The following is a 14,875-nucleotide window of genomic DNA, read 5'->3' as shown; positions in this document are numbered from 1 at the left end:
CACTGAGGTGACGATCGGAAACCCCGCGGACAGCGACAGGGCTCCTGCCGCGTCACCGGCGCGGCTTGCCGGTCTCTGCGGCGCCCCTATCGTTCCTTCCCGGTAATGCCCTGGTCCAAGGGCCGCCGGGAGGATTCTATCGATGCGATCTCTGCTTCTCGCCGCGCTCTTCGCGGGCGTGGCCATGCCGGCGGCGGTGCTCCCCGCCCTGGCGCAGGGTGCGGCCCCTGCCGAGACCAAGGCCAAGACCGACGACCTCGAGAAGCTCCAGGGCTTCCACAGCACCGACACCCAGGCCGCCGCGGAGATCCCGCAGACCGGCCGCCGCCCCGACGCGATCCGCAAGAACCTGTCGAAGATCAAGCTGCCGGACGGCTTCAAGATCGACCTGTACGCGGTGGTGCCGGACGCCCGCGCCATCGCGGTCGGTCCCAATGCCGGGGTGCTTTTCGTCGGCACGCGCAAGAGCAAGATCTACACGGTCACCGACCGCGACAAGGACCGGGTCGCCGACGAGGTCCGCCCCTTCGCGCCGGGCATCACGTTCAAGATCCCGAACGGCGTCTGCTTCTCGAAGGACGGCGTGCTCACCGTGGTCGAGCAGAACCGCGTCCTGGCCTTCCCGGCCGCCGAGTTCTTCTACGAGAACCCGGACGTCGCCGCCGGCGTGCTGGTCAAGCAGGGACAGCTGATCCCGGCCTCCGAGGAGAGCTTCAACCACACGGCCCGCGTCTGCCGGGTCGGTCCGGACGGCAAGACCTACATCGCGCTCGGCCAGCCCTACAACGTGCCGCCCGCCGAGAAGGCGGACCTCTACAAGAAGACTGGCATCGGCGGCATCATCCGCATCGACGCCGACGGCAAGAACCGCGAGGTCTACGCGACCGGCATCCGCAACTCCGTCGGGATGGATTTCAATACCGACAAGTCGCTGTGGTTCACCGACAACCAGGTCGACGGCATGGGCGACGACAAGCCGCCGGGCGAACTGAACCGCTCCACCAAGGCGGGCGAGAATTTCGGCTTCCCGTGGTTCGGTGGCGGCTCGGTCCGCACGGTCGAGTACAAGGACCAGACCCCGCCGGCCGACGCCGTCGCCCCGCAGGCCGAGCTGCCGCCGCACGCGGCCGATCTCGGCATGACCTTCTACAACGGCAAGCAGTTCCCGGCCGCCTACAAGGGCGGGATCTTCATCGCCGAGCACGGCTCGTGGAACCGCACCGAGCCGGTGGGCGCCCGGGTGATGTTCGCCAAGCTCGGGGCCGACGGGAAGGTCGAGTCGGTCAAGCCGTTCGCGGAAGGGTGGCTCACCGGCGACGGCGAGTATCTCGGCCGCCCGGTGGACGTCGCGGTGATGCTCGACGGCTCGCTGCTGGTCTCGGACGATTCCGCCGGGGCGATCTACCGGATCTCCTACGAGAAGTAGTCTTTTGTGACCTGGCGCCTCTCCGCTCGTGAGGCGCCAGGTCGCGGAAAGCCGCAACGCGCCCTCTCTGACGTGCGGGAGAGGGCGCGCGTCCCGTTCCGACGCGAGCGGACAAGTCTTCACTGATCTCAGAGTTCGAGCCCGCCCGATGATCCGCCCGCTTCTCCTCCTCGCCGCCACCCTCGTCCCGCTCTCGGCGCAGGCCGGCGACGCGGCCGCAGGCAAGAAGCGCGCGACCGCTTGCCAGACCTGCCACGGCATGGACGGGCTCTCGAAGCTGCCGGAGGCGCCGAACCTCGCCGGGCAGGTCGAGCCCTACCTCGTGAAAGCGCTCACCGAGTACCGCGACGGCAAGCGGCAGAACGAGATCATGAACGTGGTCGCGAAGGAGCTGTCGGACGCCGACATCGCCAATCTGGCGGCGTACTACGCGGGCATCCAGATCGACGTGCTGCCGCCGGGGTAAGCGGCACCACCGTCATTGCGAGCGCAGCGAAACAACCCAGGGCGGCGGGCCATTGACGAGCGTCGCGCACCTGGTTTGCTTCGCTCCGCTCGCAAAGACACGGTGGATCAATCGTCCATCTTCAGGGCGGCGATGAACGCCTCCTGGGGGATCTCGACGCGCCCGAACTGGCGCATCTTCTTCTTGCCTTCCTTCTGCTTGTCGAGAAGCTTGCGCTTGCGCGAGATGTCGCCGCCGTAACACTTGGCGGTGACGTCCTTCGACAGCGCCCGGATGGTCTCGCGGGCGATGATCTTGCCGCCGATCGCCGCCTGGACGGGGATCTGGAACAGGTGGCGGGGGATCAGGTCCTTCAGCTTCTCGCACATGGCCCGGCCGCGCGACTCGGCGCGGGTGCGGTGGACCAGCATCGAGAGGGCGTCCACCGGCTCGGCATTCACCAGGATCGACATCTTCACGAGGTCGCCCTCGCGGTAATCCGACACGTGGTAGTCGAACGAGGCGTAGCCCTTCGAGATCGACTTCAGCCGGTCGTAGAAGTCGAAGACGACCTCGTTCAGCGGCAGGTCGTAGACCACCATGGCGCGCTTGCCGACGTAGTTGAGGTCGATCTGCACGCCGCGGCGGTCCTGGCAGAGCTTCAGCACGCCGCCGAGATACTCGTCGGGCGTCAGGATCGTGGCGCGGATCCACGGCTCCTCGATCGTCTCGATCTTCATGATGTCCGGCATGTCGGCCGGGTTGTGCAGCTCCTTGGTCTCGCCGTCGCGCATCTTCAGGTGGTAGACCACCGAGGGCGCCGTGGAGATCAGGTCGAGGTTGAACTCGCGCTCCAGCCGCTCCTGGATGATCTCCAGGTGCAGGAGCCCGAGGAAGCCGCAGCGGAACCCGAAGCCCAGCGCCGCCGACGTCTCCATCTCGTAGGAGAACGAGGCGTCGTTGAGCCGGAGCTTGCCCATGGCGGAGCGCAGGTTCTCGAACTCGGCCGCGTCCACCGGGAACAGGCCGCAGAACACCACCGCCTGGACCTCCTTGAAGCCCGGCAGCATCTCGGTGGTCTGGCGCTTGTCCTCGGTGATCGTGTCGCCGACGCGGGTGTCGGCCACCTCCTTGATCGAGCCGGTGAAGAAGCCGACCTCGCCCGGTCCCAGCGCGTCGATGTCGGCCATCTTCGGCCGGAACACGCCGATCCGGTCGACGCCGTAGACGGCGTCGGCGCCCATCATGCGGATGGTCATGCCCTTCTTGAGTGTGCCGTCGATGATCCGCACCAGCACGACGACGCCGAGATAGGCGTCGTACCAGCTGTCCACGAGCAGCGCCTTCAGAGGCGCGTCGCTCCTGCCCTTCGGCGGCGGCAGGCGGGTGACGATCGCCTCCAGCACCGCCTCGATGTTGAGGCCGGTCTTGGCCGAGATCGGCACGGCGTCGGAGGCGTCGAGGCCGATCACCTCCTCGATCTGCTCCTTGACCCGGTCCGGCTCGGCGGCGGGCAGGTCGACCTTGTTGAGGACCGGGACGATCTCGTGGTTGGCGTCGAGCGCCTGGTAGACGTTGGCGAGCGTCTGCGCCTCGACGCCCTGCGAGGCGTCGACCACCAGGAGCGAGCCCTCGCAGGCGGCGAGCGAGCGCGAGACCTCGTAGGCGAAGTCCACGTGGCCGGGCGTGTCCATCAGGTTCAGGACGTAGTCCTTGCCGTCCTGGGCCTTGTACTCCAGGCGCACGGTCTGCGCCTTGATGGTGATGCCGCGCTCCTTCTCGAGGTCCATCGAGTCGAGCATCTGCTCGCTCATGTCGCGGAGCGCGACCGTGCCAGTGGCCTGGATCAGCCGGTCGGCCAAGGTCGATTTGCCGTGGTCGATATGCGCGACGATCGAGAAGTTGCGGATGGTGTCGATCGGGGCTGTCATCGGCATTCCGTTCGGGCGCGCGCCGGCGCGCACCGTCTGACGTCAGGACGTGTTCGGATGGAGCGGCTCCCGCGCGAGATAGCAGCGCGGCGGGAAGGCGCCAAGCGCGGCCTGAGCGCCCGGGGGGAGAGCGGGCCCGGTCGGTGATCGCACGCAAGCGAACGGGGGCCGGAACGAGCCGGCCCCCGGGTCACGATCGTGTCTGGCGCCGAGGAGCGATCCGGCTCAGCGACCGCGGTCGCGGATCAGTCGCTCGATCTCGGCCTCGCCGTGGGAGCGCGCCTTGGCCTCGGTCGGATGCTTCCGGTCCGAGCGCTGGTGCAGCTTGCCGTGCTTGCGGATGCTCCACTGGAACAGGGAGCCGCTCTCGCCGACCGGCTCCACGTCGAGGCTGAAGGGGTAGGTATCTGTCTGGGTATCGCTCATGGGGCCGATATGGGGCGGTCAGCGACCTTTCGCCATGCCTGATCGCCAAGTCCTTGCGCGTTTACGCGTCCGCACCGGTCGCGCGCGCCCGCGCGGCCATGGCAACGAGGCTTTTGCGCAGCGCACCCATGTCGGTGACGCGCTCCGGATAGGGGACGCGCACCGTGCGGTCGGCCGCCATCAGGTCCATGCCCTCGGGGTCGAGGCCGGTGAGTCGCCAGGGCAGGTCGGCCGCGCCGCCGGCGCCGGCGGCGTAGAGCGCCAGCGCGTCGGCGTGGTCGGCGTTCATGTGCTCGACGGCGCCGCGCTCGCCCGCCACGATCGCCTGCGCATCCGAGAGGTCGAGGAGGAGCTGGTCGCGGGTCAGGGTCGCGGCCTTGGCGAAGCCGCCATTGAGGTGGCCGGCCTCCGGCGCCAGGGCGAAGAAGCCGAAATCCGGGAAATCGGCGTAGAGCTTGGCCTTCGGGTGCCGGGCCAGGAACCGCTCCCGGGCCCGCGCCTCGGCGGTCTGCAGAGCGCGTCCGACCACGGTCAGGCGGGGATGGGCGAGCGGGTCGCCCTTGCCGCCCTGCGAGAACAGGAGCGAGCAGCGCGGGTCGGCCAGCAGGTTGCGGGTGTGGGCCGACAGCCGCGACAGCAGCATCACCGGCGTGCCGTCCGCGTCGGTGGCGATGGTGACGAGGGAGGCGAAGGGTGTGCCGTCCGGCTCCAGGGTCGCGAGCGCCCCGGACCGGACGCTGCGCAGGAGCGTGCGCGCCAGGCCGATCGCGTCGAACGGCGCCGCCTCGGCCGGCAGCGGACGGGCCGGTCCGCCCGCCCCGGGACCCGTGTCGATCGTCTCGCCCATGCGCGATTCCTCCCCTCCGGACAGCCGCCCGGTTTCGCCGCCACGTTAGCGGCGCAGCGTCGGCGGCGCGAGGCACCGCGACCGCGTCAGATCGGCCGCGGAAGGACCGGTGCGCTCCCGTGTTACGGCCAAGCTATGACCGCCGCTCGCTTTTTCCGATCGGCCGTACTAAAGCACCTGTCCCTTTGCGTGTGCCGGGCTGCGCCCAAACTGCCCGGTTCGCGTTTTTGTCTGCCCCCTCGGGGCCGGGACGTGGCGCGGCCTGTGCGAAGAGCCGGGACCGCGCCTGAGCCCGTTCAGTCAGGGACCGCGCATGCCGACCATCGCCCTCGTCGACGACGACCGGAACATCCTCACCTCTGTGTCGATCGCGCTGGAGACCGAAGGCTACCGCATCCAGACCTACACGGACGGGGCCTCCGCGCTGGACGGTCTGCGCCACTCCCCGCCCGATCTCGCGATCTTCGACATCAAGATGCCGCGCATGGACGGGATGGAGCTTCTCCGACGCCTGCGGCAGAAATCTGACCTTCCCGTGATCTTTCTGACGTCGAAGGACGAGGAGATCGACGAGCTGTTCGGCCTCAAGATGGGCGCGGACGACTTCATCCATAAGCCGTTCTCGCAGCGCCTGCTGGTGGAGCGGGTGAAGGCGGTGCTCCGGCGCTTCGCCAAGGAGGCCCCCGGCAGCACGCCCCGCGGCGAGGCCGAGGTCGCGGCCCGGTCGCTCGAGCGCGGCGCGCTGATGATGGATCCCGAGCGGCACACCTGCACGTGGAAGGGCGAGCCGGTGACGCTGACGGTCACGGAGTTCCTGATCCTCCAGGCGCTCGCCCAGCGCCCCGGCGTCGTGAAGAGCCGCAACGCGCTCATGGACGCGGCCTACGACGACCAAGTCTACGTCGATGACCGGACCATCGACAGCCACATCAAGCGGTTGCGGAAGAAGTTCAAGGTCACCGACCAGAGCTTCGACATGATCGAGACGCTCTACGGCGTCGGCTACCGCTTCAAGGAGGCGTGATCTCCAGGATCAGCCCCGTGGCCGCACGTACCCAGACCCAGACCGAGGATGCCCCGCCCCGCGCCTCCCTGGCCCAGACCCTGTCCCGACCGCTCGGCTGGCCCCGCGCCGTGTGGGAGGCGGTCGGCCAGCGCGCCTCGTCGAGCCTGACGCGCCGCATCGTCGTCCTCAACCTCGTCGGGCTGATCGCGCTCCTCGTTGGGTTCCTCTACCTCAACCAGTTCCGCCAGGGCCTGATCCAGGCCCGGATCCAGAGCCTCGCCATCCAGGGCGAGATCATCGCGGGGGCGATCGCCGCCTCGGCCTCGGTGGACACCGACACGATCCGCATCGATCCCGACAAGCTGCTCCAGCAGCAGGCCGGCGAGGCGGCGGAGGAGGAATCGCAGCCGCTCGCCTTCTCGCTGAACCCCGAGAAGGTGGCGCCGCTGCTGTCGCGCCTCGTGACGCCGACGGGCAACCGCGCCCGGGTCTACGACCAAGAGGGCGGCCTCCTGTTCGACACCCGCACCCTGTTCAAGCGCGGCGATGCCAGCCGGCCCGACCCGCTCGAGCCGAAGCCCCACAAGCCCGGCATCCTCGAATCCGCCTTCGAGGCGGTACAGTCCAAGCTCGGCGGCCTGTTCCGCAGCCGGTCCGAGACCACCGAGGAGACGGGGCCGGTGAACGGGCACTCGCTCCGGGAGGTCCAGGCGGCGCTCGGCGGCAATCGCGGCAGCCTCGTGCGCCGGAACAAGCTCGGTGAGACCACCGTCTCGGTGGCGGTGCCGATCCACCGGGCGGGCTCGGTCCGCGGCGCCCTCTTGATCTCGACTCAGGGCGACGCCATCGACCGGGTCATCGCTTCGGAGCGGTTCGGTCTGCTGCAGGTCTTCCTCGTCGCCTCGGCGGTGATGGTGGTGCTCTCGTTCCTGCTGGCGGGTGCGATCGCGGGACCGGTCCGCCGCCTCGCGGAGGCCGCCGAGAAGGTCCGCATGGGTATCAAGACCCGCGAGGAGATCCCGGACTTCACCGAACGTACGGACGAGATCGGCCACCTGTCGGGCGCCCTGCGCGACATGACTCAGGCCCTCTACCGGCGAATCGACGCGATCGAGAGTTTTGCGGCGGATGTCAGCCACGAGTTGAAGAACCCGCTGACCTCGCTCCGCAGCGCGGTCGAGACACTGCCGCTCGCCAAGACCGACGAGTCCCGTGGCCGGCTGATGGCGATCATCCAGCACGACGTGAAGCGCCTCGACCGTCTGATCAGCGACATCGCCGACGCCTCGCGCCTCGACGCGGAGCTCGCCCGCGCCGAGGCCCGGCGCGTCGATCTCCGGCGGCTGCTCACCACCGTCGTGTCGGTCGCCAACGAGCGCCGGCGCCCGAAGGATTGCCTGATCCAGCTCGACGTCGAGGCGACGGGCTCGGAGCAGGACGCGCCGTTCACGATCATCGGCCACGACAGCCGGCTCGGGCAGGTGGTCAACAATCTCCTCGACAACGCCCGCTCGTTCTCGCCGACCGACGCGAAGGTCCGGGTCGTGCTGCGCCGCGTGCGCGGGGAGGTCGAGATGATCTGCGAGGACGAGGGACCTGGCATCCCGGAGCACGCCCTGGAGCGGATCTTCGAGCGCTTCTACACCGACCGGCCGGAGCAGGGTTTCGGCCAGAACTCCGGCCTCGGCCTGTCGATCTCCCGCCAGATCGTCCAGGCCCATCGCGGCACGATCCGCGCCGAGAACCGGCCCGGCGCCCCCGACGAGGACGGCGAGCCGACGGTGCGCGGCGCCCGCTTCATCGTGCGCCTGCCGGCGGCGCCGCGGCAGCTCCACGCCTGATGGTCACCCTGCACGGCGCCTGCATCGCGCTGTGCGGGGCCGGGATCCTGATTCGGGGTCCCTCGGGCGCGGGCAAGTCCAGCCTCGCGCTCCTGCTCGCCGCCGCGCCGGACGGCGCCTTCGTGGCGGACGACCGGGTGCTCTGCGCGATTCGCGACGGGCGAATCACGGCCGGTCCCCATCCCGCGCTCGCCGGACGTGTCGAGGTCCGCGGCCAGGGGATCCTGTCGGCGGCCGATCTCGGCCTGGCGGTGCGGCCGGAGGCGGTGCTGCATCTCGCCGTCGACCTGGTGGAGACGGCACCGCGCCTGCCCGAGCCGCCGGAACCCGCCGACATCCTCGGCCTCGCCGTTCCGCGCCTCGTCCTCGATCGGGGTGCGCGGGCGGCCGGCCTCGCACCGCTCCTGGTTCGTGCGGCGCTGCGAAAGCCACGGCCGTGACTTCGCAGCCGCACAGGCGCCTCGATTCGCCCAAGACTGGTATCCCCCATGGCGCACACGCGGCGGCCGTGGCATGATCGCACCAATGTCCGGGCAAAAAAGTCGCGATCGCCTTGTGGGGGGCTGTGCGATGCACAACATGGCGGCACACACAGGACGTTGGAACACGTGTCGATGATTGGCATGGTGCTCGTCACCCACGGACTCCTGGCGACCGAGTTCAAGGCCGCGCTGGAGCACGTGGTCGGTCCACAGGATCAGATCGAAACGATCACGATCGGGCCGGAGGACGATATGGAGCTGCGACGCCGGGACATCATGTCCGCGGTCTGTCGCGTGAATACCGGGGACGGTGTGGTGGTGCTGACCGACATGTTCGGGGGCACGCCGTCGAACCTCGCGCTGTCCTGCATGAACGGCGGATCGGTGGAGGTCGTGGCGGGGATCAACCTGCCGATGCTGATCAAGCTGGCCAGCGTCCGCGACGAGGAGAAGCTCGGCGACGCCGTGCTGCACGCGCAGGAAGCCGGCCGCAAATACATCAACGTCGCTTCGCGCGTCCTGGCGGGCAAGTAGTTCTCCGGGATCAGGCTTCCAGGACGGCCGCCGGCGGAGCCGCGCGCCGCGCGCTCACGGTGATTCCCACCGATGCCGCGATCACCAGCGCGATCGCCAGCCACTGGACGGCGCTGATTCGCTCTCCCAGCAGGACCAGACCCGCGCAGGCCGCCACGGCGGGCTCCAGGCTCATCAGCACGCCGAAGCTCTTCCGGTCCAGGCGGCGCAGGGCGACCATCTCCAGTGAGTAGGGCAGGGCGCTCGACAGCAGCGCCACCGCGAAGCCGGCGATGAGGAGTCCGGGCGCGAGCAGGGCCGGTCCGGCCTCCGCCACGCCGAACGGCGCCACGACGAGGGCCGCCGTCAGCATGCCCAGGGACACGGCCTGGCCGCCGTCGATCCGCCCCGCGCGCTGCCCGAACAGGATGTAGAGCGCCCAGCACAAGGCCGCGCCGAGATCGAGGGCGACGCCGACCGGGTCGAGGCCGTCCGCGCCGGCGATCGGCAGCAGCAGCGCGAGCCCGGCCACCGCCACGCCGATCCACAGGAAATCCGAGCGGCGGCGCGACGCGATCAGCGCGACCGCCAGCGGCCCGACGAATTCGATGGCCACGGCCGGCCCGAGCGGCAGCCGTGCCAGCGCGAGGTAGAACAGGAGGTTCATCAGCCCGAGGGCCGTCCCGTAGAGGGCGATCCAGCCGGCCTCGCGTGCCGGGAGGCTGCGCCGCCAGGGCCGCCAGACGGCGATCAGGATCAGCGCCGAGAAGCCGACCCGGAGGGCCGAGGTCCCCGCCGCGCCCAGCGCTGGGAACAGGCTTTTGGCGAAGGTCGCGCCGCACTGGAGCGACACCATGCCGGTGACCAGCGCCGCCACGGACAGCACCGTATCGCCGAGGCCGAACCTGTTGCGTGACACGGGGGCGACATTCCTGAGGACCGGGATCCGGCGCGGGCATAGCAGATGCCGGGGCCGCCGCGGCCCACGCTCGGCCTCATGGCACACGCCATCCTCGCGCACGGCTCGCCGTCCCGGGCCAGCGGAGCGTCCGCCGGCCCGGCGTCGTCCGTGACCGGCCCTTACAGGATGAAGCGGCTCAGATCCGCGTTCGAGGCCAGATCCTGCACCCGGTCGCGCACGTAGGCCGCGTCGATCGGCACCGTCTCGCCGGACCGATCGGTGGCGGTGAAGGAGATCTCGTCGATCACCCGCTCCAGCACCGTCTGGAGCCGGCGCGCGCCGATATTCTCCACCGAGGAGTTCACCTCCACGGCGACCCGCGCGAGGGCGTCCACGGCGTCGTCGGAGAAGGTGAGGGTGACGCCCTCCGTCTCCATCAGCGCGACCGTCTGCTTGAGAAGGCTCGCCTCGGTGGCGGTCAGGATCTGCTTGAAATCGTCCACCGTCAGCGGCTGCAATTCCACCCGGATCGGCAGGCGGCCCTGCAGTTCGGGGAGGAGGTCCGCCGGCTTCGAGACGTGGAAGGCGCCAGAGGCGATGAACAGCACGTGGTCGGTCTTCACCGGCCCGTGCTTGGTCGCGACGGTCGTCCCCTCGATCAGCGGCAGCAGGTCGCGCTGCACGCCCTCGCGCGAGACGTCGCCGGACGAGCGGCCCTCGCGGGCGCAGATCTTGTCGATCTCGTCGAGGAAGACGATGCCGTTGTTCTCGACCTCGCGGATCGCCTCGCGGACGAGCACCTCGTCGTCGACGAGCTTGTCGGATTCCTCGGCCATCAGCGGCGCGTAGGCGTCCCGCACCAGCACACGGCGCGGCTTGCCACGCTGGCCGCCGAGCGCCTTGCCGAGCATGTCGCCGATGTTGATCGCGCCCATCGAGGCGCCCGGAACGCCGGGAATCTCGAACATCGGCATGCCCGCGGGGGCGCCGGAGGTCAGTTCCAGCTCCACTTCCTTGTCGTCAAGCTCGCTGTTGCGGAGCTTGCGCCGGAAGCTGTCGCGGGTGGCCTGGCTCGCCGTCGGCCCGACGAGCGCGTCGAGGATCCGGTTCTCGGCGGCCGCCTCGGCCTTGGCCTTGACGCCCTCGCGCTTCACCTGCCGCGTCAGGCCGATCGCCACCTCGACGAGGTCGCGGACGATCTGCTCGACGTCGCGGCCGACGTAGCCGACCTCGGTGAATTTGGTGGCCTCGACCTTCAGGAACGGCGCGTTGGCGAGCCGGGCGAGGCGGCGGGCGATCTCGGTCTTGCCGCAGCCGGTCGGCCCGATCATCAGGATGTTCTTGGGCGCGACCTCCTCGCGGAGCGGACCGGTCAGCTGCTGGCGGCGCCAGCGGTTGCGCAGCGCGATCGCCACGGCGCGCTTGGCGTCGTGTTGCCCGACGATGAACCGATCGAGTTCGGACACGATCTCGCGGGGAGAGAACGTCGTCACCGCTTTGCCATCCCTGTTCCCGGCCCGAAAACGGCCCCGCGCCGGGAATGGGGTCGCGCGCGGCCCCGCGCAAGGGGCCACGCGTCGGCCGGTCGCCGCCTCAGTGCGCCGCCGGGACCGCCGCGGCGTCGCCCTTGTCGTGCCGGCCGAACCGCTCCACCAGGGTCGCGCTGGCCTCGTTGAGGCCGATGACCGTCACGTCGCGGCCCCGGGCGCGGGCCTTGAGCACCACCCGGTCGAGGGCCGCAATGGCCGAGATGTCCCAGAAATGCGCCGCGTGGACGTCGATCACGAGGCGCTCGACCGGCTCCAGCACGTCGATCGCCTCCGAGAAGGTGCTGGCCGAGGCGAAGAACACTTGCCCGGTGACGGTGTAGGTCCGGGTGCCGCCGTCGGCCGAGAGGGCGGACGTGATCCGGTTGAGCCGGGCGACCTTGCCGGCGAAGAACACGCCGGACAGCAGCACGCCGACCAGCACGCCGATCGCGAGATCCTTGGTGGCGACCACGACCAGGACGGTCGCCAGCATCACCGCTGAGGAGGGCAGCGGGTTGGTGCGCAGCCGCAGCAGCGAGCGCCACGAGAAGGTGTTGATCGAGACCATGATCATCACGGCCGTCAGCGCCGCCACCGGCACGACGGCCAGCAGGTCCTGCAGTGCCACGAGGAGCACCAGCAGGAATGCGCCGGCCACGAGCGTCGAGAGGCGCCCGCGGGCACCCGACGAGACGTTGATCACCGACTGGCCGATCATCGCGCAGCCGCCCATGCCGCCGAACAGGGCCGAGGCCATGTTGGCCACGCCCTGGCCCATGCACTCGCGATTCTTGTCGCTGGCCGTGTCGGTCATGTCGTCGACGATCTGCGCCGTGAGCAGGCTCTCCAGCAGGCCGACCGCGGCGAGCGTCGCCGCGTAGGGCAGGAGGATCCGCAGGGTCTCGAGGGTGAGGGGCACGTCCGGCAGGGCGAAGCTCGGCAGCGTCGAGGGCAGGGCGCCGAGATGGGCGACCGTGCGCACGTCGAGGTGGAAGATCGCGGTGATCGCCGTCAGGACGGCGATGGCCACGAGCGGCGACGGGATCGCGCGGGTGAGCCGCGGGAATCCGTAGATGATCGCCAGACCGAGGGCGATCAGCCCGTAGGTCGCCGGCGTGACCCCGGTGAGCTCGGGCAACTGCGCCAGGAAGATCAGGATCGCCAGCGCGTTGACGAAACCGGTCATCACCGATTGCGAGACGAACCGCATCAGCCGGCCCAGCCTGAGCAACCCGGCCAGGATCTGGATGACGCCCATCAGGATCGTGGCGGCGAAGAGGTACTGGACGCCGTGCTCGCGCACGAGGTCGACCATCACCACCGCGGTGGCGGCGGTGGCGGCCGAGACCATGGCCGGGCGACCGCCGGCGAAGGCGATGGTGCAGGCGATGACGACCGAGGCGTAGAGGCCGACCTTCGGGTCGACCCCAGCGATGACCGAGAAGCCGATGGCCTCTGGGATCAGCGCGAGGGCGACGACGATCCCCGACAGGGTGTCGCCGCGCAGGTTGGAGGTCCACGACCGGAGATATCCGGCGTTCCGGGCTGCGTGTGTTGACATCGATGAATCCGCACGAGCGGCGTGCCCGCGTCGCTGGCGGGTCAGAGCGCGTCTCGAATGCGTGGTCCGGCGGATCGGCGGCCGGAAGAGCCACCCGGGCTTTCACCGGGTCCTTGCGAATGCGCCGACCCTAGGGGCGCGCGCGCTGCAATGCAACAACGTGGCGGGAAACGCTCGGCGACGCCTCCGTCATCGCGGGTCCGGCTCCGCGGTTCTGAAATGACCGGCGCGTCGGTCCGGCCGCCTCAGGCCGCGCGGACCTGGGTCACGAAGCCCGCGACCTCGCCGCCGAGCCCGTTCGAGCGGCGCGCGATGTCGGCGGCGGCGTCGAGGACTTCCGCAGCGCTGGCGCCCGTCTCGCGGGCCGCGCCCAGGACCAGCGCCATCGTGTCCGTGACGGCGCGGGTGCCGCTGGCGGCCTCGGAGACGCTGCGGGCGATCTCCTGGGTCGCCAGCTGCTGCTCCTCGACGGCGGCGGCCACGCCGAGGGCGATCCCGTGGACCTGCTCGATCGTGCCGCCGATCTCCTCGATCGCCGCGACGGCGTCGTGGGTCGCGGTCCGCATCGCGGCGATCTGCCCGGCGATCTCCTCGGTGGCCTTGGCGGTCTGCGTCGCGAGATCCTTCACCTCGGTGGCGACGACCGCGAAGCCGCGCCCGGCCTCGCCGGCCCGCGCCGCCTCGATCGTGGCGTTGAGCGCCAGCAGGTTGGTCTGCCCGGCGATGGTGGAGATGAGGGAGACGACCTGCCCGATCCCGTCGGCGCTGCGGGCGAGGGCCTGGACGCTCGCCCGGGTCCGCCGCGTCGCCTCGACGGCGCTCTCGGCGGCCGTCGAGGTCTGGGTCACCTGGACGCCGATCTCGCTGGCGGTGGCGGCGAGCTCCTCGGTGGCGGCGGCGACGGCCTCGACGTTGTGGGCCGTCGTCTCGGCGGCGCGGGTGACCGCCTGCGACTGCGTGCCGGCGTGCTCAGCGTTGCCCGCCATGGTCGCGGCGGCACGCTCCAGCCCGGCGGCGGCCCCGGCGAGGTGCTCGACGAGTCCGCCGATGCTGCCCTGGAACCGCTCGGCGAGCCCGGCCATCTCGGCGCGCTTGCGCGTCGCCGTGTCGGCCTCCAGCCGCTGGTGCTCGTGCCGCAGGCCCTCGGCCTCCCGCATCGTGTCGCTGAAGACCTGCATGCTCGTCCAGATCGCGCCGATCTCGTCGCGTCCCGGCTTGACGGCGGGCAGGGTGTGGTCGCCGCGCGAGAGGCGTTGGATCGCGTCCGAGACCGCCCGCAGCGGCCGGGCGATCTGCCGCTGACCGATGAGCAGGCCGAGGGCGCAGCAGATCACGGTGCCGATCAGGGCGAGGCCGAGCAGGAGGAGGGTGCGCGTCTCGAACAGGGCCTGGGTGTCGGCCTTGATCGCCGCCATCTCGCCCCGGCCCTGCTTCACCAGGGCGTCGATGCTGGCCTGGAAGGCCTTGCGGTTTGCCCGGTTGGCGTCGTTGAACCCGAGCTCCGCGGCCGCCTTGGGGCCGGTCGTGTCGCCCGCGTCCGCGAGGGCGCTGCGGAGGGCGCGGAACGCGTCGGCGTTGCGCACCATCGTCTCGAAGAGCGGCCGCTCGGCCTCGGTCACCCGCGGTGCCCAGTCGGCCCGCAGCGCGTCCATCTCGGCGAGACCCTTGCGGATCCCGGCGGTGTACTTCGCGGCTTCCGCGCGGTCGGCGGAGGCGTAGACGCCGCGCGAGTCCATGGTGACTTCGGCGGCGAGGCGGTTGAAGTTCGCGGCGTCGAGCGCCCGGATCGACGCGCTCTCGACGCTCGTCAGCGAGCGCTCGAAGCTCTTCAGCGTCGCGACGCTGACCCCTGCTACGACCAGCGTCGTCAGGCTGCAGGCGCCGACGAAGCTCAGGAGTTTTCCGCCGATTTTCATTGCTATCCGACCGTCGAGACGCGATTGGCGTCAAAATGCCGGTTATTCGTC

The 14,875-nt window shown here is 70.2% G+C and carries 13 protein-coding genes and 1 other annotated feature; of the genes, 6 read left to right on the top strand and 7 right to left on the bottom strand.

Translation table 11 applies throughout. From position 1 onward, the window contains the following. Positions 1-142: 142 nt before the first annotated feature. Positions 143-1,426, top strand: a complete 1,284-nt coding sequence (locus H288_RS0121350) for a PQQ-dependent sugar dehydrogenase (protein ID WP_020094611.1) — start codon at positions 143-145, stop codon at positions 1,424-1,426. A gap of 148 nt (positions 1,427-1,574) precedes the next feature. Next, the gene (locus tag H288_RS0121345; protein ID WP_020094610.1) at positions 1,575-1,892 is read left to right on the top strand and encodes a cytochrome c; all 318 of its coding nucleotides are present in this window, start codon (positions 1,575-1,577) and stop codon (positions 1,890-1,892) included. A 107-nt stretch (positions 1,893-1,999) separates the two neighbouring features. Here the strand turns inward: H288_RS0121345 and lepA are convergent, their stop codons facing one another. The 3 genes from lepA to H288_RS0121330 form a co-directional block, all read right to left on the bottom strand. Further along, positions 2,000-3,802, bottom strand: a complete 1,803-nt coding sequence (gene lepA / locus H288_RS0121340) for a translation elongation factor 4 (protein ID WP_026605171.1) — start codon at positions 3,800-3,802, stop codon at positions 2,000-2,002. A 225-nt stretch (positions 3,803-4,027) separates the two neighbouring features. Continuing rightward, a complete protein-coding gene (locus tag H288_RS0121335; protein WP_010682254.1) occupies positions 4,028-4,228 on the bottom strand; it encodes a hypothetical protein in 201 nt (66 codons plus the stop codon). 61 nt (positions 4,229-4,289) lie between these two features. After that, entirely contained in the window at positions 4,290-5,075 is a 786-nt protein-coding gene (locus H288_RS0121330; protein WP_020094608.1) for a DUF2470 domain-containing protein, read from the bottom strand. A gap of 313 nt (positions 5,076-5,388) precedes the next feature. Between H288_RS0121330 and H288_RS0121325 the strand changes: the two genes are divergently transcribed. The 4 genes from H288_RS0121325 (at position 5,389) to H288_RS0121310 (ending at position 8,938) form a co-directional block, all read left to right on the top strand. Continuing rightward, entirely contained in the window at positions 5,389-6,099 is a 711-nt protein-coding gene (locus tag H288_RS0121325) for a response regulator transcription factor (protein WP_020094607.1), read from the top strand. Between the two features lie 17 nt (positions 6,100-6,116). Continuing rightward, positions 6,117-7,922 carry a sensor histidine kinase gene (locus H288_RS0121320; protein WP_020094606.1) on the top strand — a complete coding sequence of 602 codons (1,806 nt, stop codon included), beginning with the start codon at positions 6,117-6,119 and terminating at the stop codon, positions 7,920-7,922. Beyond that, entirely contained in the window at positions 7,922-8,362 is a 441-nt protein-coding gene (locus H288_RS0121315) for an aldolase (protein WP_020094605.1), read from the top strand. The genes H288_RS0121320 and H288_RS0121315 overlap by 1 nt, the downstream gene beginning before the upstream one ends. 174 nt (positions 8,363-8,536) lie before the next feature. Continuing rightward, positions 8,537-8,938, top strand: coding sequence for a PTS sugar transporter subunit IIA (locus H288_RS0121310; protein ID WP_010682249.1), 402 nt, complete (start codon positions 8,537-8,539; stop codon positions 8,936-8,938). A 10-nt stretch (positions 8,939-8,948) separates the two neighbouring features. On the opposite strand, the gene H288_RS0121305 is transcribed toward H288_RS0121310, so the two are convergent. The 4 genes from H288_RS0121305 to H288_RS0121290 all read right to left on the bottom strand — a co-directional run bounded on the left by H288_RS0121305 (position 8,949) and on the right by H288_RS0121290 (position 14,824). Then, a complete protein-coding gene (locus H288_RS0121305; protein WP_020094603.1) occupies positions 8,949-9,836 on the bottom strand; it encodes a DMT family transporter in 888 nt (295 codons plus the stop codon). Positions 9,837-9,997: 161 nt separating this feature from the next. Then, entirely contained in the window at positions 9,998-11,311 is a 1,314-nt protein-coding gene (gene hslU, locus H288_RS0121300; RefSeq protein ID WP_020094602.1) for an ATP-dependent protease ATPase subunit HslU, read from the bottom strand. A 100-nt stretch (positions 11,312-11,411) separates the two neighbouring features. After that, positions 11,412-12,908, bottom strand: a complete 1,497-nt coding sequence (locus H288_RS0121295; protein ID WP_020094601.1) for a SulP family inorganic anion transporter — start codon at positions 12,906-12,908, stop codon at positions 11,412-11,414. A gap of 60 nt (positions 12,909-12,968) precedes the next feature. Then, positions 12,969-13,024 (bottom strand) — a sequence feature (sul1 is cis-regulatory element that is thought to sense ions involved in sulfur or methionine metabolism; They are found in Alphaproteobacteria). Between the two features lie 129 nt (positions 13,025-13,153). Further along, positions 13,154-14,824, bottom strand: coding sequence for a methyl-accepting chemotaxis protein (locus H288_RS0121290; RefSeq protein ID WP_020094600.1), 1,671 nt, complete (start codon positions 14,822-14,824; stop codon positions 13,154-13,156). Positions 14,825-14,875 lie beyond the last annotated feature (51 nt).

Source organism: Methylobacterium sp. 285MFTsu5.1, from assembly GCF_000383455.1.
Lineage (GTDB): Bacteria > Pseudomonadota > Alphaproteobacteria > Rhizobiales > Beijerinckiaceae > Methylobacterium.
The sequence above is the reverse complement of the archived record's forward strand: the minus strand, read 5'-3'. Positions and strand labels throughout refer to the sequence as shown.

Excerpts from the sequence above, each read along its gene's own strand:
- H288_RS0121335 (WP_010682254.1), bottom strand. The coding sequence starts at position 4,228 with ATGAGCGATACCCAGACAGATACCTACCCCTTCAGCCTCGACGTGGAG.
- H288_RS0121290 (WP_020094600.1), bottom strand. The coding sequence starts at position 14,824 with ATGAAAATCGGCGGAAAACTCCTGAGCTTCGTCGGCGCCTGCAGCCTG.
- H288_RS0121295 (WP_020094601.1), bottom strand. The coding sequence starts at position 12,908 with ATGTCAACACACGCAGCCCGGAACGCCGGATATCTCCGGTCGTGGACC.
- H288_RS0121345 (WP_020094610.1), top strand. The coding sequence starts at position 1,575 with ATGATCCGCCCGCTTCTCCTCCTCGCCGCCACCCTCGTCCCGCTCTCG.
- H288_RS0121330 (WP_020094608.1), bottom strand. The coding sequence starts at position 5,075 with ATGGGCGAGACGATCGACACGGGTCCCGGGGCGGGCGGACCGGCCCGT.
- H288_RS0121310 (WP_010682249.1), top strand. The coding sequence starts at position 8,537 with ATGATTGGCATGGTGCTCGTCACCCACGGACTCCTGGCGACCGAGTTC.
- H288_RS0121325 (WP_020094607.1), top strand. The coding sequence starts at position 5,389 with ATGCCGACCATCGCCCTCGTCGACGACGACCGGAACATCCTCACCTCT.
- H288_RS0121350 (WP_020094611.1), top strand. The coding sequence starts at position 143 with ATGCGATCTCTGCTTCTCGCCGCGCTCTTCGCGGGCGTGGCCATGCCG.
- lepA (WP_026605171.1), bottom strand. The coding sequence starts at position 3,802 with ATGACAGCCCCGATCGACACCATCCGCAACTTCTCGATCGTCGCGCAT.
- H288_RS0121315 (WP_020094605.1), top strand. The coding sequence starts at position 7,922 with ATGGTCACCCTGCACGGCGCCTGCATCGCGCTGTGCGGGGCCGGGATC.